This window comes from Enterobacter sp. KB-221C9 (assembly GCF_041320715.1).
In the GTDB taxonomy this organism is placed as follows: domain Bacteria; phylum Pseudomonadota; class Gammaproteobacteria; order Enterobacterales; family Enterobacteriaceae; genus Enterobacter; species Enterobacter asburiae_D.
Map to the genome: position 1 here is coordinate 285,920 of NZ_JBGIWG010000005.1, position 18,578 is coordinate 304,497.

Annotated in this window: 15 protein-coding genes and 3 tRNA genes; 14 read left to right on the forward strand and 4 right to left on the reverse strand. The window is 56.5% G+C overall.

Annotated features, from left to right (window positions below; all coding sequences use genetic code 11):
* Positions 1 to 30 precede the first annotated feature (30 nt).
* From mscM to rsgA, 3 genes are all read right to left on the reverse strand, one after another.
* On the reverse strand, positions 31 to 3,354 hold the full coding sequence (gene mscM, locus AB8846_RS09680; protein ID WP_063144107.1) for a miniconductance mechanosensitive channel MscM: 3,324 nt from the start codon (positions 3,352 to 3,354) through the stop codon (positions 31 to 33).
* A gap of 19 nt (positions 3,355 to 3,373) precedes the next feature.
* Positions 3,374 to 4,342: an archaetidylserine decarboxylase gene (asd, locus tag AB8846_RS09685; protein WP_063144106.1), complete on the reverse strand. Its 969-nt coding sequence runs from the start codon at positions 4,340 to 4,342 to the stop codon at positions 3,374 to 3,376.
* A gap of 97 nt (positions 4,343 to 4,439) precedes the next feature.
* Positions 4,440 to 5,492: a small ribosomal subunit biogenesis GTPase RsgA gene (gene rsgA / locus AB8846_RS09690; protein WP_063144105.1), complete on the reverse strand. Its 1,053-nt coding sequence runs from the start codon at positions 5,490 to 5,492 to the stop codon at positions 4,440 to 4,442.
* A 107-nt stretch (positions 5,493 to 5,599) separates the two neighbouring features.
* Between rsgA and orn the strand changes: the two genes are divergently transcribed.
* The 4 genes from orn to AB8846_RS09710 all read left to right on the forward strand — a co-directional run bounded on the left by orn (position 5,600) and on the right by AB8846_RS09710 (position 6,650).
* The gene (orn, locus tag AB8846_RS09695) at positions 5,600 to 6,145 is read left to right on the forward strand and encodes an oligoribonuclease (RefSeq protein ID WP_023310130.1); all 546 of its coding nucleotides are present in this window, start codon (positions 5,600 to 5,602) and stop codon (positions 6,143 to 6,145) included.
* 196 nt (positions 6,146 to 6,341) lie between these two features.
* Positions 6,342 to 6,417 (forward strand) — tRNA-Gly (locus AB8846_RS09700).
* 45 nt (positions 6,418 to 6,462) lie between these two features.
* Positions 6,463 to 6,538, forward strand: a tRNA-Gly gene (locus AB8846_RS09705).
* 36 nt (positions 6,539 to 6,574) lie between these two features.
* A tRNA-Gly gene (locus AB8846_RS09710) sits at positions 6,575 to 6,650 on the forward strand.
* Positions 6,651 to 6,920: 270 nt separating this feature from the next.
* On the opposite strand, the gene queG is transcribed toward AB8846_RS09710, so the two are convergent.
* The gene (gene queG / locus AB8846_RS09715; RefSeq protein ID WP_063144103.1) at positions 6,921 to 8,060 is read right to left on the reverse strand and encodes a tRNA epoxyqueuosine(34) reductase QueG; all 1,140 of its coding nucleotides are present in this window, start codon (positions 8,058 to 8,060) and stop codon (positions 6,921 to 6,923) included.
* On the opposite strand from queG, the gene nnr reads away from it, so the two are divergent.
* The 10 genes from nnr (at position 8,059) to AB8846_RS09765 (ending at position 18,531) form a co-directional block, all read left to right on the forward strand.
* Positions 8,059 to 9,582, forward strand: coding sequence for a bifunctional ADP-dependent NAD(P)H-hydrate dehydratase/NAD(P)H-hydrate epimerase (nnr, locus tag AB8846_RS09720; protein ID WP_370732595.1), 1,524 nt, complete (start codon positions 8,059 to 8,061; stop codon positions 9,580 to 9,582). The two genes, queG and nnr, sit on opposite strands and share 2 nt — an antisense overlap.
* The gene (gene tsaE, locus AB8846_RS09725) at positions 9,575 to 10,036 is read left to right on the forward strand and encodes a tRNA (adenosine(37)-N6)-threonylcarbamoyltransferase complex ATPase subunit type 1 TsaE (protein ID WP_013095283.1); all 462 of its coding nucleotides are present in this window, start codon (positions 9,575 to 9,577) and stop codon (positions 10,034 to 10,036) included. The genes nnr and tsaE overlap by 8 nt, the downstream gene beginning before the upstream one ends.
* Positions 10,037 to 10,052: 16 nt before the next feature.
* The gene (gene amiB, locus AB8846_RS09730; RefSeq protein WP_148244454.1) at positions 10,053 to 11,393 is read left to right on the forward strand and encodes an N-acetylmuramoyl-L-alanine amidase AmiB; all 1,341 of its coding nucleotides are present in this window, start codon (positions 10,053 to 10,055) and stop codon (positions 11,391 to 11,393) included.
* A 9-nt stretch (positions 11,394 to 11,402) separates the two neighbouring features.
* Positions 11,403 to 13,247 (forward strand): DNA mismatch repair endonuclease MutL, encoded by a 1,845-nt coding sequence (gene mutL / locus AB8846_RS09735; RefSeq protein WP_370732596.1) that lies wholly within the window; start codon positions 11,403 to 11,405, stop codon positions 13,245 to 13,247.
* Complete coding sequence (gene miaA / locus AB8846_RS09740) at positions 13,240 to 14,190, forward strand: tRNA (adenosine(37)-N6)-dimethylallyltransferase MiaA (RefSeq protein ID WP_032651346.1); 951 nt, start codon at positions 13,240 to 13,242, stop codon at positions 14,188 to 14,190. Before mutL ends, miaA begins: the two co-directional genes overlap by 8 nt.
* A gap of 85 nt (positions 14,191 to 14,275) precedes the next feature.
* Positions 14,276 to 14,584 (forward strand): RNA chaperone Hfq, encoded by a 309-nt coding sequence (gene hfq / locus AB8846_RS09745; RefSeq protein ID WP_063144098.1) that lies wholly within the window; start codon positions 14,276 to 14,278, stop codon positions 14,582 to 14,584.
* A gap of 74 nt (positions 14,585 to 14,658) precedes the next feature.
* Positions 14,659 to 15,939, forward strand: a complete 1,281-nt coding sequence (gene hflX, locus AB8846_RS09750) for a ribosome rescue GTPase HflX (RefSeq protein WP_023310136.1) — start codon at positions 14,659 to 14,661, stop codon at positions 15,937 to 15,939.
* Between the two features lie 56 nt (positions 15,940 to 15,995).
* Positions 15,996 to 17,255 carry an FtsH protease activity modulator HflK gene (gene hflK, locus AB8846_RS09755; RefSeq protein WP_023310137.1) on the forward strand — a complete coding sequence of 420 codons (1,260 nt, stop codon included), beginning with the start codon at positions 15,996 to 15,998 and terminating at the stop codon, positions 17,253 to 17,255.
* A gap of 2 nt (positions 17,256 to 17,257) precedes the next feature.
* Positions 17,258 to 18,262, forward strand: a complete 1,005-nt coding sequence (gene hflC, locus AB8846_RS09760) for a protease modulator HflC (RefSeq protein ID WP_023334250.1) — start codon at positions 17,258 to 17,260, stop codon at positions 18,260 to 18,262.
* A 71-nt stretch (positions 18,263 to 18,333) separates the two neighbouring features.
* Complete coding sequence (locus tag AB8846_RS09765; RefSeq protein ID WP_003855996.1) at positions 18,334 to 18,531, forward strand: DUF2065 domain-containing protein; 198 nt, start codon at positions 18,334 to 18,336, stop codon at positions 18,529 to 18,531.
* Positions 18,532 to 18,578 lie beyond the last annotated feature (47 nt).

Genomic DNA, 18,578 nt, shown 5'->3' on the forward strand with positions numbered 1-18,578 from the left:
ATCCCCCTCCCGAAAGGGAGGGGAGCAGCGTTACAAACTTCCCGCCGGGCGCTTACGCGTCGCTGACGTCAGCGTTCTTCCCGTTTTACGCCCGTCCAGGCTTTCCAGACGCATCTGGAACGGTGGGAACGGCATATCAATACCGTGCTCGCGGAAGCCCGCCAGAATCAGCTGGTGGATCTCATGGCGCAGCGGCATACGGTGTCCCATCTCGGCGGCGTAGATACGCAGCTCGAAAATCTGGATCCCCTGCTGTAAATCCACAAGGAAGACTTCCGGCGCCGGGTTGTCGATTACCAGCGAGCAGCGCTCTGCGGCGGTGTAGAGGATCTGGGTGACCTCTTCGCTGTTGGCGTCAGACGGTGCTGGTACCGTCAGCACCACACGAGTCACGGAGTCTGACAGCGACCAGTTGATGAACTGCTCGGTGATAAACGCCTTGTTTGGCACGATGATCTCTTTCCGATCCCAGTCGCTGATCGTCGTCGCACGGGTGTTGATCTTCGTGATGCTGCCGGTCAGATCTCGGATCGTGACGGTATCGCCAATGCGGATCGGTTTTTCGAACAGAATGATCAGGCCGGAGATGAAGTTGGCGAAGATCTCCTGTAAACCAAAACCTAACCCTACACCGAGCGCCGCCACCAGCCACTGCAGCTTCGACCACTCAATACCGATCATCGAGAAGCCAACCAGCCCGCCAAACAGCATGATCAGATATTTGGTAATAGTCGTAATCGCATATCCCGTTCCCGGGGTTAAATCCAGATGCTGCAGCAGCGCCAGCTCCAGCAGCGCCGGGAAATTGCGCACCAGCTGCGTGGTGATGATCAGCACCAGAATGGCAATCAGTACCGCACCCAAGGTAATCGGCTCCAGGCTTTCAACACCCTGCACCGTGGACGTCACGTCCCAGAGAGAGATGTTCTCCAGGAAGCCAAACGCGGAGTGGATCTCTGACCACAGGAAGATCACCGACAGGAGGGCAATCAGCATCAGGATGGAGCGAACCAGGCGCAGGGACTGGGTGCTGATGGCATCCAGATCCAGTTCGACCTCGTCCGCTTCCGTCGTGCCTTCCGTACTGTTGACGTGGTTTGGCTCTTCCTCACCCCGCGCACGCTGGGCGAGGATCTCAGCCCGGCGATGCTTGGCTCGGTCGAAGGCCAGACGGCGGCGCTGGATCAGCATCCAGCGGCGGATCACGTGGTACACCACCAGAAGCAGGAACCAGATGGCCACCGAGGTTTCCAGCCGCGCCAGCAGCGCCTGTGCGGTTGCAAGATAGCCCACCGCGGCTGCCAGCATCGCAAACAGCGGCGCGCTAAGCAGCAGGTTCCAGAGCAGCCGGTTAAACATGTTTTCGCCGCTGCCGGATTTATCCAGATAGAGCGGAATACCCGCGCGTTTCAGGCTGAGCGTGACGATGGCCAGCGCCCCGCATATCAGCATAAAGCAGAGGCGGCCCAGCGAGCCTGAGAATTCCCGGTCGTTGAGATTATCGAACATGATCAGCGCCATAATCAGCGGCACAATCAACCCGATGCTCATCAGGTAGTAACGCATGGCGCGCGCAACGCGATTACGCGGCCAGCCAAAGTGGGTGATAAACAGGCCATTAGGGCGCGCGAAGGTGGCGCAAATCATGACCACCCACAGCAGCGGCACCGTGGCGGTGACGCCATCGCCAATCGCTACCGCGAGCGGATAGGGCCAGGCTTCCCGCAGGCCATACCCCAGCGTCATCCACAGCACCGGCAGCGGAGAGGCGACAAGAATCGACCAGAATACGGTGCGCAGCGTCAGCCAGAAGTGATCCTGGGTGACTTTCCCGACCCTCGAGCTGGAACGCTCCAGGAAACGGGTGAAATGTCTGCGCGAGTAAATGCTGAAGCCCACCAGAATCAACGCCCCCAGCAGCGGGAAAATGGTCTCTTTGCTGGTGAACATCATCACGCTGGCCTGTCCCAGCTGGCTGAAAGTATCCAGTGAAATCAGGCGGCGCAGGTCCTGGACAATCTCAATCGGCCACGAGAAGGTCATCGGACGCACGTCGGACGTCCAGAAGAGATAACGGTGCGTAGCCTCGTTCACCTCTTTCAGCGCATCTTCCAGCTGGCTGTTGGATACTTTTAGCTTGGTCAGCTCCAGAATCAACGTATCCCCGCCCTGGAGCAGAGAGTTCAGCAGTTCACGCTGGGTACGCATCTGGGCTTCCAGAATACGGTTTTGCTCGCTGGTCAGGGGCTGTCCGTCAGCCTGACGGATCTGGCGGATTTGCGGCTGCTTGTTGAGAAGATCTTCAAAATGCAGGCGCTGAACGCGCAGCTGGGCCATTTCGGTATCCAGCTGCTGCGGCTTCGGCATCTCCGGCAGACGGGCAACCTGGGCGCGCAACGCTTCGCCGAGAAGGTTCGACGATCCCAGCCACTGTGACTGTTCGCGCAGGGTGTTGAGCGCCTGGCGAACCTGGAGGGTTTGATTGGTGGCCTGACGCTGCTGGGATGCAACCAGATCCATGCGCTGCGCCTGCTGGTTCAGCGCGGCGGAAAGCTCGCGGTTGACCCTGAATTGTTCGTTGATACCGGCAGGCAGGTTTTCGCTGTTTTCAGCGAGCAGTTCTGTACTTTCCAGCGCCCGTTCGGCTTCACGCTGGCGCTGGCTGTTCAACTGATTACGCAGGGCCTGAAGGTAGGCATCAAGCTGCTCGCTCTGCTTTTGCGCCAGCTCGGCGCGCATGCGCGACAGCTCCTGACGGTTGTTGGCAGAAAGCTGCGCCAGCTCGAGTTCATCAACCAGCGCTTTAAGTCGGGCGGATTCAGCCTGAATCCCAAGATTTTGCGCCTGACTTTGTGCTGAATTGCCAGACTGCGTGCCAACGCGGCGCTCCACCTCGTTTAGCTGGCGGCGGGCGTCGGTTTGCTGCTGCGGAAGCTGGCTGAGCGAGTCGGCGATTTCGCGCGCGCGCTCCTGTTCCTGCTGCGCCAGGCGGCTCTTTTCCAGAAGCTGGCTGCTGACCTGGAGGATCTCCTGGTTTAGCGCATCGGAGGTTAAGCCCGCAGGAACATCGCGCGGTTCGTCACGCAGGTTATTGAGCTGCGCGCGCAGCGTCTGCGAGAGTTTGGGGAAGTTGTCGATAACCTGCTGATACTGCTGAGCGCGCTCAAGAGAGCCTTTCCGCTCCTCAAGCGCGTTCAGGGCAGCCTGGAGCGACTCGACGGTCTCTGGCTGAGCGGGTTTGGCCGCTTTTGCCTGCTCCAGTTCCTGGGTTATCTGTTTGGCGTCGGGGGCTGTCGCTGCGTACGCCCCCATGCTGAGGCACCAGGCCATCAGTAGAACGATAATCGGGCGCACTTCAGCGATCCTTCTGTTGTTAGCCTTCGTCTTTTTTGTCGTCAACCAGCGGGCTGGCGTCGTGCTCGGCCTTGATCTCTTCTTCCGGCAACGGCGCAGGCTCTGCATCTGGCGTCACGAAGGTTTCGGTAGAGACCGCCAGCGGCTGGCCCAGTTTGGTGACCGACAGGCTTTGGAGCTGTTCAGCCAGCTTCACTTTGCCCGGCGCAAACAGGTTGATGACGGTGGAGCCCAGCTTGAAGCGACCCATCTCCTGACCTTTCAGCAGGGCCACAGAGCCTTCCGCTTCACCAGCAGGCCAGGTCCAGCGTTTAATCACGCCTTCGCGCGGTGGGGTGATGGTGCCGGCCCAGACGGTTTCAATGCTGCCTACGATGGTTGCACCCACCAGAATCTGTGCCATAGGGCCAAATTCAGTATCGAACAGACAGATGACGCGCTCGTTACGGGCAAACAGGTTCGGCACGTTCTGCGCGGTCAGGTGGTTTACGGAGAACAGGTCGCCCGGGACGTAAATCATTTCACGCAGGATACCGTTACACGGCATATGCACGCGGTGGTAGTCGCGCGGTGACAGATAGGTAGTGGCAAACGTACCGTTGCGGAACAGATCTGCCATCAGGTAGTTACCCGCCAGCAGCGCTTCCAGACTGTAGTTGTGGCCCTTCGCCTGCAGGATTTTGTCGTCTTCGATGTTACCTAACTGGCTGATCACACCGTCTGCTGGCATCACCAGGACGTTAGGATCGGTGTTCAGCGGGCGAACTTCGTCACGCAACGGGCGCACGAAGAATTCGTTGAAGGTGCGGTAGCTGGCGGTGTCCGGCTTCTGCGCCTCTTTCATGTCGACCTTGTAATATTTTACGAAAAGGTCGATGACCAGTTTGGTCAGCCAGCCCGCGCGTTTGCTTGCGCCCCAGCCCGCCAGGCGAGTGAGCCACAGTTTTGGCAGAATGTATTGAAGCGAAAGTTTAAATGCGTTTAACAAGGTAGCCTCCAGGCCATTGTTTTGTCGTTCCTGATCCGGCGTTAAGCCGCCGGAACCTGAAAAAAGGGGACGATTTTAGCGATGCTTAGCTTAGTTGTCAGTTATCAGAATCAGAAAAGTTTTTACGCGTTTTTACGTCTTCCATGCTCTCAAGAATACGGTGGTAATTCTCGAAGCGGGTTTCCGCGATTTCGCCTTTCTCAACCGCTTCACGGATAGCGCAGCCTGGGTCGTTATCGTGTTTACAGTCGCGGTATTTACAAGCGCCTAAATAATCATGGAATTCGACAAATCCGTTAAAGATTTGTTCCGGCTCAAGATGCCACAAACCGAACTCACGCACCCCTGGGGAGTCAATCACGTCGCCGCCGTGCGGGAAATGATACAGGCGCGAGGCGGTGGTGGTGTGCTGGCCCAGACCCGAGACGTTGGACACATCGTTAGTCAGGATCTCTTGCTGGAGGCCAAGCAGGTTGTTCAGCAGGCTCGATTTACCCACGCCGGACTGGCCCGCAAAGATGCTAATACGGTCGGTCAGCGCCTCTTCTAACGGCTTAAGGCCATCTTTGGTGTGGCTGGAGACCATCAGCACGCGATAACCGATTTTGCGGTAGATATCCATCTGCTCATTCACGAAGGCCATGCCGTCGTCATCCAGCAGATCGATTTTGTTCAATACGATGATCGGTTCAACCTGCAGCGTTTCGCAGGCGACAAGGTATCGGTCGATAATATTGAGCGAAAGCTCGGGTAAAATCGCCGAAACAATGACGATCTGGTTAATGTTGGCGGCAATCGGTTTTACGCCATCGTAGAAATCCGGGCGGGTGAGCACCGACGTGCGTTCATGCACGGCTTCAACGATGCCCTTAACCGTGACACCTTCAGAGGCCTCTTTACCCGGACGCCAGACCACGCGATCGCCGGTAACCAGTGAACGGATGGTACGACGGATATTGCAACGGTGAATATCCCCGTCGGCGGATTCGACATCGGCATGCATACCGAAACGGCTGATGACTACGCCTTCTGTCGCTTCACCAAACAGGTTGTCGTCATAATCTGGCTTCTCCGAAGTGGTTTTAAGACGGCGCTGGTGGTTGGCGTTTACGCGGCGCTGCTGCCCTTTGGAGAGTTTATTTTTACTCAATCGCGCTGGCTCCTGGTCGCCCGTAAGGGGCAAAACCTCTATGATACACTCTAATTAATACTAGTTAACCTGCTACTGCCGGTTATGCGAGAAGGGTGGAAAATAACATGAGCGCGGATGAAAATAACCTGATTTGGATCGATCTCGAAATGACCGGGCTGGATCCCGAGCGCGATCGCATCATTGAAATTGCTACTCTGGTGACGGACGCCAACCTGAATATCCTGGCTGAAGGGCCAACGATTGCGGTGCATCAGTCCGACGACCAGCTGGCTTTGATGGATGAATGGAACGTGCGCACCCACACCGGCAGTGGCCTGGTGGAGCGCGTGAAGGCGAGCACTTTCGGCGACCGTGAGGCGGAGCTGGCGACGCTTGAGTTCCTGAAACAGTGGGTTCCGGCAGGCAAATCGCCTATCTGTGGGAATAGCATCGGCCAGGATCGCCGTTTTCTGTTTAAGTACATGCCGGAGCTGGAGTCTTACTTCCACTACCGCTATCTGGATGTCAGCACCCTCAAAGAGCTGGCGCGTCGCTGGAAGCCTGAAATCCTCGACGGCTTTAAAAAGCAGGGGACCCACCAGGCGATGGACGATATCCGTGAGTCCGTGGCGGAGCTTTCCTACTATCGCGAAAACTTTATTAAGCTGTGATTTTGAGATCCGGCGCCTTGCGTGGCCGGGTTTTTGTCGTTAAATTGTTCAGCTTGCCGATTAAATAAGCATTTGAACTTAATTTCGAAAAAATCGCTTTAAGGGGGGTTGCAGCTAAAAGGATTTCTCGTATAATGCGCCTCCCGTAACGACAGAGAATTACACGTTACGACAGCAACAAAAGCAGTGCAGATTTGCGGGAATAGCTCAGTTGGTAGAGCACGACCTTGCCAAGGTCGGGGTCGCGAGTTCGAGTCTCGTTTCCCGCTCCAAAATTTGAAAGTATCTCCGGATACGCCCAGCACCAGAACACCCAAGCGGGAATAGCTCAGTTGGTAGAGCACGACCTTGCCAAGGTCGGGGTCGCGAGTTCGAGTCTCGTTTCCCGCTCCAAAATTTGAAAGTGCTTCTAAAGCACGGACCACCCAAGCGGGAATAGCTCAGTTGGTAGAGCACGACCTTGCCAAGGTCGGGGTCGCGAGTTCGAGTCTCGTTTCCCGCTCCAAATTCTTCTTAATCTCTAAAGTATCCACAGCGAAGAAACTCGTTGGGGACGTTTTCTATTGTCTCTGAAATACTCTTGTGAACAGAGTTATCCACAGAAACCGCGCTTAACCTTAACAGGGTTAAAACTTAGCAGGGTGAATAGTAATCCTTTAAATCACTGTATTTAATGGATAAATTTTCATTTCAAAATGTTAGTGAGATCACTTGACCTCTTCTCCAGCCCAGATGGCGCTTGAGTTTGTAATTTTATTCACAGGCTGTGAATAGTTCAGGCATCCCGCGTAAGCCCTTTTTCTATCACCCTCACCAGACGCTGTTTCTTCGGTAGCTGCACCTCGATCGTACAGGCATTACGCTTCTCAATTTGCTGCGCAATCGCCCATTCTATGTGTTCATCAAGAAGTGGGTGCTCACCTCTACGGCTTTCAAGCGCCCGCACGTTCGCTTCATCCCACGGGGCATTCCCCAGCGCGACGGCCACATTACGCAGCCAGCGCAGATGACCGATACGGCGAATGGCCGAACCTTCCGTCACCTTCAGGAACCATGCTTCGGTCCAGGCGAACAGCTCAATGAGCTGCGGGGCATGCAGCGCCTTACGCGGGCTGAAATCCTCTTCGTCCGTGAGCTGCGAATAGCGGTTCCACGGGCAGATCAGCTGGCAGTCGTCGCAGCCGTAGATACGGTTGCCGATAAGCGGTCGAAACTCTTCTGGAATGGCCCCTTCCAGTTCGATAGTGAGGTAGGAGATGCAGCGGCGCGCATCAACGGTGTAAGGCTCTACGATGGCACCCGTCGGGCAGATGGTCATGCAGGCCACGCAGCGGCCACAGCCTTCCTCTACCGGGCCGTCTACCGGCAGCGGTAAATCAATCAGCAGTTCACCCAGGAAGAAGAACGATCCGGCGTCGCGGCTAAGGATAAGTGAGTGCTTACCTGTCCAGCCAAGCCCGGCTTTTTCGGCGATCGGGCGCTCAAGAATAGGCGCAGAATCGACAAAGGGTCTAAAATTCAGCGAAACACAGTGCTGCTGAATAGTTTCCCCGAGTTTTTTTAAACGGTTACGCAAGAGCTTATGATAATCACGTCCCAGGGCGTACCGGCTGACGTAACCCAAAGAGGGATTTTTTAGCGTGCGCGCAAAGGCCGCGTTGGCGGGTAGATAGTTCATGCGCACGCTGATGACGCGTAATGTGCCCGGCAAAAGCTCGTGAGGACGGGCGCGCATCATGCCATGACGCGCCATCCATTCCATTTCGCCGTGGTATTGTTTGTCCAGCCAGGCTTGCAGTTTCGGCTCGCTGGCGGAAAGGTCGGTATCGGTAATGCCTACCTTCTGGAAGCCAAGCTCAGCACCCCACTGTTTTATTTTTTGCGCTAATTCATTGAGATCGAGGGGCTGTGACATGACGGACCATACGGTGAAGAAAAACCCCGCAAGTATACCACATTCCATCTGGCATGCGGATGACCTCCGGCGCGCCGAAAAAGAGGCCGCAGACAGCCTCGGAATTACCCTTTATGAACTGATGCTGCGCGCGGGTGAGGCGGCGTTTAACGTTGCCCGCAGCGCGTACCCGCAGGCCGCCCACTGGCTGATTCTGTGCGGTTACGGCAATAACGGCGGCGACGGCTACGTCGTCGCCCGTCTCGCGGTTGCGGCAGGTATCCGCGTGACGTTGCTGGCCCTGGAGAGCGATAAACCGCTGCCGGAAGAGGCTGGCGCAGCCCGGGAGGCGTGGCTTAACGCAGGCGGTGTGATTCATGCTCCTGATATCGTCTGGCCAGAAGAGGTGGATCTGATTGTTGATGGTCTGCTGGGTACCGGGCTACGCAGTGCGCCTCGTGAGAACATTGCCGCGCTTATTGAACACGCGAACAGACATTCCGCGCCGGTTGTCGCCCTGGATATTCCCTCTGGCCTGATTGCACAAACCGGCGCGACGCCCGGGGCGGTCATTCAGGCTGCCCATACGGTGACCTTCATCGCCCTCAAGCCGGGGTTACTGACCGGTAAAGCGCGAGACGTCGTTGGCGTGCTGCACCACAATGCGCTGGGGCTGGAGAGCTGGCTGGCCGGGCAGGAAATGCGCATCGCGCGTTTTGATGCGTCGCAGCTTGCTGCGTGGCTTCCGCCGCGCCGTCCGACGTCCCATAAGGGCGATCACGGCAGGCTGGTGATTATTGGCGGCGACCATGGTACGGCAGGTGCGATTCGCATGACCGGCGAAGCGGCATTACGCAGCGGTGCCGGATTAGTGCGAGTACTCACTCGCATCGAGAATATTGCGCCGATCGTAACAGCCCGACCGGAGCTGATGGTGCACGAGCTTACGCCCCAGGCGCTTGAAGAGAGCCTTGAATGGGCGGATGTGGTGGTGATTGGCCCCGGCCTTGGGCAGCAGGCGTGGGGTAAACAGGCCCTGCAAAAGGTCGAGAATTTTCGTAAACCGATGCTGTGGGATGCCGACGCGCTTAACCTTCTGGCAATAAACCCGGATAAGCGTCACAATCGCATTCTGACGCCACACCCCGGCGAAGCCGCGCGCCTGCTTAACTGCAGCGTGGCAGAAATTGAAAGCGATCGCTTACTTTCTGCTCAGCGTCTGGTAAAACGTTACGGAGGTGTTGCTGTTTTGAAAGGGGCAGGAACCGTTGTCGCCAGTGACGAGACGCAGGGCATTATTGATGCCGGAAATGCGGGCATGGCAAACGGCGGCATGGGCGATGTGCTTTCCGGCATCATTGGCGCATTGCTTGGACAGAAACTTCCCCTTTATGATGCAGCCTGTGCGGGCTGCGTGGCCCACGGTGTCGCGGCGGATAAACTGGCCGCGCGTTACGGTACACGCGGTATGCTGGCCACCGATCTTTTTTGCACGCTGCGGCGTGTTGTTAACCCGGATGTGATTGACGTAGAAAATGACTAATCGAGCGATTCCTTTACCTGATGAACAAGCCACTTTAGAACTCGGCAAGCGCGTGGCGCAGGCCTGTCAGGGGGCAACCGTCATTTATCTGTATGGTGATTTAGGTGCGGGTAAAACCACCTTCAGCCGGGGTTTTTTGCAGGCGTTAGGGCATAACGGGAATGTGAAAAGCCCAACCTACACGCTGGTCGAACCGTACACCCTTGAAAATCTCATGGTGTACCACTTCGATTTATACCGCCTTGCGGATCCTGAGGAGCTGGAATTTATGGGGATCCGTGATTATTTTGCCAACGACGCCATTTGCCTGGTGGAGTGGCCGCAACAAGGTGCGGGTGTGCTGCCTGACCCGGATGTCGAAATTCACTTAGATTACCAGGCACAAGGGCGTGAGGCACGCATCAGTGCTGTTTCCTCATCAGGCAGTTCCTTACTGGCGCGACTGGCCGGTTAAGCGTAGGGATGACGGGATGATAAATCGCGTTAAAGGTTGGTTGTTGGCTGCCACCGTGCTGCTGTGCGCGCAGGCCGGGGCGGCAAACCTCTCAGATATTCAGGTATCAAACGGCGAAAGCCAGGCCCGGATCACGTTCAGCTTCATGGGCGATCCTGAATATGCGTTTTCACAGCCAGACAGCCACAGCGTGGCGCTGGATATCAAACAAACTGGCGTGATCCAGGGGCTACCGCTGCGGTTCAGCGGTAACAACCTGGTGAAAAGTATCCGTTCGGGAACGCCGCAGGATAGCCAGTCGTTACGCCTGGTGGTCGATCTGACCGAAAAGGGCAAAACGAAGGCGGTGAAGCAGCAAAACGGGGCGAACTATACGGTGGTCTTTACCATCAATGCCGACGCACCGCCACCGCCTCCACCGCCGCCGGTCGTGGCGAAGCGCGTGGAAGAACCGGTGTATACACCGCGTCCTTCTGAACCTGCGCGTAATCCGTTTAAATCGCAGAACGATCGCATTACTGCGGCAACCAGCAGCAATACGGTGACGCGTCCGGCGGCCAGCGCGCGACGCGCGACGGTCAGCGGTGACAAAGTGATTATCGCCATTGATGCGGGCCACGGTGGGGAAGATCCGGGGGCGATTGGCCCTGGCGGCACGCGAGAAAAAAACGTGACTATCGCTATCGCGCGTAAGCTGCGTTCGCTACTCAATGACGACCCTATGTTTAAAGGCGTGTTGACCCGCGACGGGGACTACTTTATTTCCGTAATGGGACGCTCGGATGTGGCGCGTAAGCAAAACGCGAACTTCCTGGTCTCCATTCATGCGGACGCCGCACCGAATCGTAGCGCCACCGGCGCCTCGGTTTGGGTGCTGTCGAACCGTCGCGCCAACAGCGAAATGGCCAACTGGCTGGAAGAGCATGAGAAGCAGTCTGAACTGTTAGGCGGCGCGGGCGACGTGCTGGCAAACAGCCAGTCCGATCCGTACCTCAGCCAGGCGGTGCTGGATTTACAGTTCGGTCATTCTCAGCGCGTCGGGTATGATGTCGCCACTAACGTATTGAACCAGCTGCAAAGCATTGGCGTGCTGCATAAGCGTCGTCCGGAACATGCCAGCCTCGGCGTTCTGCGATCGCCGGATATCCCGTCCATCCTTGTAGAGACGGGCTTTATCAGTAACAACGGTGAAGAGCGTCTGTTGGGAAGCGACAGCTATCAGCAGCAAATTGCCGAAGCGATTTATAACGGTCTGCGTAAATATTTTGATGCCCATCCGCTGCAGTCCGCGCCGCAGAGCGGCGCTGCCCAGACGGCCAGTGCAGCGCTACCGGGTGAGATGACCGCGACCAACTAAGGAGAATTCATGCCGATTCAGGTTCTACCGCCGCAGCTCGCGAACCAAATCGCCGCCGGTGAGGTGGTGGAGCGCCCTGCGTCGGTGGTGAAGGAGCTGGTGGAAAACAGCCTCGATGCGGGCGCAACCCGCATTGATATCGATATCGAACGCGGTGGCGCGAAGCTTATTCGCATTCGCGACAACGGCTGTGGTATTAAAAAAGACGAGCTGGCGCTGGCGCTGGCCCGTCACGCCACCAGTAAAATTGCCTCTCTGGATGACCTGGAAGCGATTATTAGCCTCGGTTTTCGCGGTGAAGCGCTGGCCAGTATCAGCTCGGTTTCGCGCTTGACGCTGACCTCCCGTACCGCTGAACAGCAGGAAGCCTGGCAGGCCTACGCCGAAGGGCGCGATATGGATGTGACGGTGAAACCCGCAGCGCACCCTGTCGGCACGACGCTGGAAGTCCTGGATCTGTTCTACAACACTCCCGCCCGACGCAAGTTTATGCGTACCGAGAAGACCGAGTTCGGCCATATCGACGAGATCATTCGCCGTATCGCGCTGGCCCGCTTCGATGTCACCATCAACCTCAGCCACAACGGCAAGGTGATGCGCCAGTACCGCGCGGTGGCGGAAGGTGGACAGAAAGAGCGTCGCTTGGGGGCGATCTGCGGTACGCCGTTTCTGGAACAGGCGCTGGCCATTGAGTGGCAGCACGGCGATCTGGCTTTACGCGGCTGGGTTGCCGATCCAAACGCGAGCAGTGCTGCGTTTGCGGAGATCCAGTATTGCTACGTAAACGGCCGCATGATGCGCGACCGTCTCATCAATCACGCAATTCGCCAGGCCTGCGAAGACAAACTCGGGGCCGATCAGCAGCCTGCTTTCGTCCTTTATCTGGAAATCGACCCCCATCAGGTGGATGTGAACGTCCATCCCGCCAAGCATGAGGTGCGGTTCCACCAGTCGCGTCTGGTTCACGACTTCATTTATCAGGGCGTAGCCGCCGTATTGCAGCAGCAGGCAGAGCCAACGCTGCCGCTGGAGAACGACGCCCCTGCACCGCGTCCGCCGCCGGAAAACCGTGTAGCGGCAGGGCGCAACCATTTTGCGGAGCCTGCCGTCGCGCGTGAACCGGAAGCCCCGCGTTTCTCCCCGGCAGGGAGCGCACCGCGTCCAACGGGCGCGAACTACCCGAATGCTCAGCCTGGCTATCAGAAGCAGCAGGGAGCGTTGTACCGCAAGCTGCTGGAAACGCCAGCCGTGGAGCGTAAAGAGCACATTCAGGCCGCTCAGCCTTCTCTGGACGGCCATAGCCAGAGTTTTGGTCGGGTGCTGACGATTATTGCGCCGGATATGGCACTGCTTGAGCGTGACGGCAAATTGATGCTGCTGGCACTGCCGGTCGCCGAACGCTGGCTCAAGCAGGTGCAGCTCACGCCAGGCGAAAATGCAGCCTGTGCGCAGCCGTTGTTAATTCCGGTTCGCCTGAAAATATCCCCTGATGAAACAAGGGTATTGCAGCGCGCCGAGCCGCAGCTGGCGCAAATGGGTATTGAAACTGTGCTCGAACCACAACATGTGACAATTCGTGCAGTGCCTTTACCCTTACGCCAACAAAATTTACAAAACTTGATTCCTGAACTGATAGGCTACCTGGCGCAGCAAACATCGTTTGATGCCGCCAACACCGCGCAGTGGATCGCCCGCCATCTGGCAAGCGAACACGCGCCGTGGAGTATGGCGCAGGCCATTAGCGTGCTGGCGGAGGTGGAACGCCTCTGTCCGCATCTGGTGAAAACGCCGCCGGGTGGGTTATTACAACCTGTTGATTTACAAACGGCGATGAATGCCCTGAAACATGATTGACGCAAGTAAGGCGAGCCTGCCTAAGGCAATTTTTTTAATGGGCCCTACGGCCTCCGGCAAAACGGCGCTAGCCATTGAGTTGCGTAAAGTTTTGCCTGTAGAGTTGATTAGCGTCGACTCCGCCCTCATCTACCGAGGGATGGACATCGGCACGGCGAAGCCTGACGCAGAAGAGTTGCGTGCGGCACCGCACCGTTTGCTGGATATTCTCGACCCGGCTCAGGCGTACTCCGCAGCGGATTTCCGCCGGGATGCCTTAGCCGAGATGGCCGAGATAACGGCGGCGGGACGTATACCGCTGTTGGTTGGCGGAACCATGCTCTATTTCAAGGCGTTGCTGGAGGGGTTGTCACCTCTGCCATCCGCGGATCCGGAAATAAGAGCGAAGATTGAGCAGCAGGCGGCAGAGCAGGGTTGGGACGTTTTGCATCAGCAACTGGCGGAGATTGACCCGGTTGCTGCAGCACGGATCCATCCAAATGATCCGCAAAGGCTTTCCCGGGCACTGGAAGTTTTTTTCATTTCGGGTAAAACTTTAACGGAACTGACGCAAACGTCAGGAGACGCTCTGCCGTATCAGGTGCATCAGTTCGCCATCGCCCCGGCGAGCCGTGAACTGCTCCATCAGCGAATTGAGCAGCGTTTTCATCAGATGTTAGCTTCAGATTTTGAAGCAGAAGTGCGGGCGCTATTTGCCCGTGGAGATTTGCATACGGACATGCCTTCCATTCGTTGTGTGGGATACCGCCAGATGTGGTCGTATCTTGAAGGTGAGATTTCATACGATGAAATGGTTTATAGAGGTGTTTGCGCCACGAGACAGTTAGCGAAGCGCCAGATCACCTGGTTGCGCGGTTGGGACGGCGTTCACTGGTTAGACAGTGAAAAACCGCAACAGGCGTTAAACGAAGTGATTGAGGTTGTTGGTGATATCGCTCACTGAATGTGTACAATTGAGACGTATCGTGCGCAATTTTTCAGAATCGCAAGGTTCTAAGTACAAAACAAGCATATAAGGAAAAGATAGAATGGCTAAGGGGCAATCTTTACAAGATCCGTTCCTGAACGCATTGCGTCGGGAACGTGTTCCAGTTTCTATTTATTTGGTGAATGGTATTAAGCTGCAAGGTCAGATTGAGTCTTTCGATCAGTTTGTGATTCTGTTGAAAAACACGGTCAGTCAGATGGTCTACAAGCACGCTATTTCTACTGTTGTTCCGTCCCGTCCGGTATCTCATCACAGCAATAACACTGGCGGCGGCACTGGTAGTAACTACCATCATGGCAGCGCGCAGGGCTCTTCAACGCCGGCGCAGGACAGCGACGAAACCGAATAAGGTTTCACACTGTTATCCACACGGGGAGCCAGGGATCCTGCGTTCCCCGCTGATCTTTTTAGAGAGGTTTACGCTTGTTTGACCGTTATGATGCCGGTGAGCAGGCGGTGCTGGTACACATCTATTTTTCGCAAGACAAAGATATGGAAGACCTCCAGGAGTTTGAATCTCTGGTCTCTTCCGCCGGTGTCGAAGCAATGCAGGTGATTACCGGTAGCCGTAAAGCGCCGCACCCAAAGTATTTTGTTGGTGAAGGTAAAGCAGTCGAAATTGCGGATGCCGTTAAAGCAACCGGCGCGTCAGTCGTGTTGTTTGATCATGCGCTGTCTCCAGCCCAGGAGCGCAACCTGGAAGCCCTTTGCGAATGCCGTGTTATCGATCGCACGGGTTTGATTTTAGATATTTTTGCTCAGCGTGCACGTACCCACGAAGGGAAACTGCAGGTTGAGCTGGCGCAGCTGCGCCATCTGGCTACGCGTCTGGTGCGTGGCTGGACACACCTTGAAAGACAAAAAGGCGGGATTGGTTTGCGCGGCCCGGGTGAAACCCAGCTCGAAACCGACCGTCGTTTGCTGCGTGGCCGAATTACCCAGATCCTCTCACGTCTGGAACGGGTAGAGAAACAGCGTGAACAGGGACGTCGGGCGCGAACGAAAGCCGACATCCCGACGGTGTCGCTGGTGGGCTATACCAACGCCGGTAAATCCACCCTGTTTAACCAGATAACCGAGGCCCAGGTGTATGCCGCAGACCAGCTGTTTGCGACCCTGGACCCTACGCTGCGCCGTATTGACGTTGCAGACGTCGGTGAAACGGTGCTGGCGGATACCGTAGGGTTTATCCGCCACCTGCCGCATGACCTGGTGGCGGCGTTTAAAGCCACCCTGCAGGAGACGCGACAGGCGACTCTGCTGCTGCACGTGATTGATGCGGCAGACGTGCGCGTGCAGGAGAACATCGACGCGGTGAACGTGGTGCTCGAAGAGATCGACGCCCATGAGATCCCTACGCTGTTGGTCATGAACAAGATCGATATGCTGGACGATTTCGAACCGCGTATCGACAGAGATGAAGAAAACAAACCGATTCGGGTCTGGCTTTCTGCCCAGACCGGTATTGGTGTGCCACTGCTTTTCCAGGCTTTGACAGAACGTCTTTCCGGTGAGGTAGCTCAGCACACGCTGCGACTGCCGCCACAGGAAGGCAGGCTGCGCAGCCGGTTTTATCAGCTTCAGGCGATAGAAAAAGAGTGGATGGAGGATGACGGCAGCGTGGGGATGCAGGTGCGTATGCCGATCGTTGACTGGCGTCGCCTCTGTAAACAAGAACCTGCGCTGGTCGACTATATCGTCTGATCAGAAAGGGGATGCCTGAATAATTCGCCCTTGCATAACAAATATGGAGCATATACATGGCGTGGAATCAGCCCGGTAATAACGGACAAGACCGCGACCCGTGGGGAAGCAGCAAACCTGGCGGCAACTCTGAGGGAAATGGCAACAAAGGTGGTCGCGAGCAGGGGCCGCCGGATCTGGATGATATCTTCCGCAAACTGAGCAAGAAGCTTGGTGGCCTTGGCGGAGGAAAAGGTTCTGGCTCGGGTGGCAATTCCACCCAGAGTTCGCGCCCGCCAATGGGTGGCCGCGTAGTGGGCATCGTGGCCGCTGCGGTAGTCATCATCTGGGCAGCCAGCGGGTTCTACACCATTAAAGAAGCAGAACGCGGCGTGGTCACACGTTTCGGTAAGTTCAGCCATCTGGTTGAGCCGGGTCTGAACTGGAAGCCGACCTTCATTGACGACGTGACCGCGGTAAACGTGGAATCCGTCCGTGAACTGGCCGCCTCTGGCGTGATGCTGACCTCTGACGAAAACGTGGTGCGCGTTGAGATGAACGTGCAGTACCGCGTGACCGATCCTGAGCGTTATCTGTTTAGCGTGACCAGCGCCGATGACAGCCTGCGTCAGGCGACCGACAGCGCCCTGCGCGGTGTGATCGGTAAATACACCATGGACCGTATCCTGACCGAAGGTCGTACCGTTATTCGTAGCGATACCCAGCGCGAGCTGGAAGAGACCATTCGTCCGTACAACATGGGTATCACCCTGCTGGACGTCAACTTCCAGGCCGCGCGTCCGCCGGAAGAGGTGAAAGCCGCATTTGACGATGCGATTGCTGCCCGTGAAAACGAACAGCAGTACATCCGTGAAGCAGAAGCGTACACCAACGAAGTTCAGCCACGCGCTAACGGTCAGGCGCAGCGTATTCTGGAAGAAGCGCGCGCGTATAAGACGCAGACCATCCTGGAAGCTCAGGGTGAAGTGGCTCGCTTTGCGAAGATCCTGCCGGAATATAAAGCGGCGCCGGAAATTACCCGTGAGCGTCTCTATATCGAGACCATGGAAAAAGTGCTGAGCCACACCCGCAAGGTGTTGGTTAACGACAGTAAAGGCGGAAACCTGATGGTTCTGCCGCTGGATCAGATGCTGAAAGGCGGTTCTGCACCAGCAGCGAAAGGCGACACCAGCGGCGCGAACAACCTGCTGCGCCTGCCGCCAGCCTCAACAGGCAGCGCCAGCACGAACACAACGCCTTCTTCGAACGATGGTGACATTATGGACCAACGCCGTGCTAACGCGCAGCGTAACGACTACCAGCGTCAGGGGGAATAAGGATGCGTAAGTCAGTTATTGCGATTATCGTCATCGTACTGGTCGCGCTTTATACCTCGATCTTTGTGGTGAAAGAAGGCGAGCGTGGGATTAAGTTCCAGTTCAGCAGCGTCGTGCGTGATGGCGACAAACGCCCGGTGATTTACGAGCCGGGTCTGCACTTCAAGGTGCCGTTCATTCAGTCAGTGAAAACGCTTGATGCGCGTATCCAGACCATGGATAACCAGGCCGACCGTTTCGTGACCAAAGAGAAGAAAGACCTGATCGTTGATTCCTATATCAAATGGCGCATCAGCGATTTCAGCCGTTACTTCCTGGCAACGGGCGGTGGTGACGTTTCTCAGGCAGAAGTGCTGCTGAAACGTAAGTTCTCTGACCGTCTGCGTTCCGAGATTGGTCGTCTGGATGTGAAAGACATCGTGACCGACTCCCGTGGTCGTCTGACCCTGGAAGTTCGCGATGCGCTGAACTCCGGTACAGCGGGCACGGAAGATGAAGTTTCAACGCCGGCAGCAGATGATGCGATTGCCAAAGCGGCTGAACGCGTTCAGGCGGAGACCAACGGTAAAGTGCCGGTGATCAACCCGAACAGCATGGCTGCGCTGGGTATCGAAGTGGTTGACGTGCGTATCAAGCAGATCAACCTGCCAGTAGAAGTGTCCGAGGCGATTTACAACCGTATGCGCGCCGAGCGTGAAGCGGTAGCCCGTCGCCACCGTTCACAGGGCCAGGAAGAGGCTGAGAAGCTGCGTGCAGCAGCGGACTATGAAGTCACCAAGACGCTGGCGGAATCTGAGCGCCAGGGCCGTATCCTGCGCGGTGAAGGCGATGCCGAAGCGGCGAAGCTGTTCGCTGATGCTTTCAGCCAGGATCCTGACTTCTACGCCTTTATCCGTAGCCTGCGTGCTTACGAGAATAGCTTCCAGAGCAACCAGGATGTGATGGTGCTCAGCCCGGACAGCGATTTCTTCCGTTATATGAAGACGCCGACTAACGCAACGCGATAAACTCAGGCTCGTTTGAGTATTCAAACCACCGCTCTCAACGGAGCGGTGGTTTTCTTTTATAAGGAATAAAAATGAATTCAACGATCTGGCTCGCACTGGCTTTGGTTCTGGTGCTGGAAGGTCTTGGACCGATGCTTTATCCGCGCGCCTGGCGTCGAATGATCGCCACGATGAGCCAACTGCCGGATAATATTTTGCGTCGTTTCGGTGGAGGTCTTGTGGTTGCGGGCATCGTGATCTACTACATGTTGAGGAAAACGATTGGCTGATCAAAAAGTAGGCGCAATCGGCGTATTTTGAGGTCAAAAAGTGCTGT

Excerpts from the sequence above, each read along its gene's own strand:
- AB8846_RS09765 (WP_003855996.1), top strand. The coding sequence starts at position 18,334 with ATGAATTCAACGATCTGGCTCGCACTGGCTTTGGTTCTGGTGCTGGAA.
- hflK (WP_023310137.1), top strand. The coding sequence starts at position 15,996 with ATGGCGTGGAATCAGCCCGGTAATAACGGACAAGACCGCGACCCGTGG.
- miaA (WP_032651346.1), top strand. The coding sequence starts at position 13,240 with ATGATTGACGCAAGTAAGGCGAGCCTGCCTAAGGCAATTTTTTTAATG.
- queG (WP_063144103.1), bottom strand. The coding sequence starts at position 8,060 with ATGTCACAGCCCCTCGATCTCAATGAATTAGCGCAAAAAATAAAACAG.
- tsaE (WP_013095283.1), top strand. The coding sequence starts at position 9,575 with ATGACTAATCGAGCGATTCCTTTACCTGATGAACAAGCCACTTTAGAA.
- hflC (WP_023334250.1), top strand. The coding sequence starts at position 17,258 with ATGCGTAAGTCAGTTATTGCGATTATCGTCATCGTACTGGTCGCGCTT.
- nnr (WP_370732595.1), top strand. The coding sequence starts at position 8,059 with ATGACGGACCATACGGTGAAGAAAAACCCCGCAAGTATACCACATTCC.
- hfq (WP_063144098.1), top strand. The coding sequence starts at position 14,276 with ATGGCTAAGGGGCAATCTTTACAAGATCCGTTCCTGAACGCATTGCGT.
- amiB (WP_148244454.1), top strand. The coding sequence starts at position 10,053 with ATGATAAATCGCGTTAAAGGTTGGTTGTTGGCTGCCACCGTGCTGCTG.
- mutL (WP_370732596.1), top strand. The coding sequence starts at position 11,403 with ATGCCGATTCAGGTTCTACCGCCGCAGCTCGCGAACCAAATCGCCGCC.
- orn (WP_023310130.1), top strand. The coding sequence starts at position 5,600 with ATGAGCGCGGATGAAAATAACCTGATTTGGATCGATCTCGAAATGACC.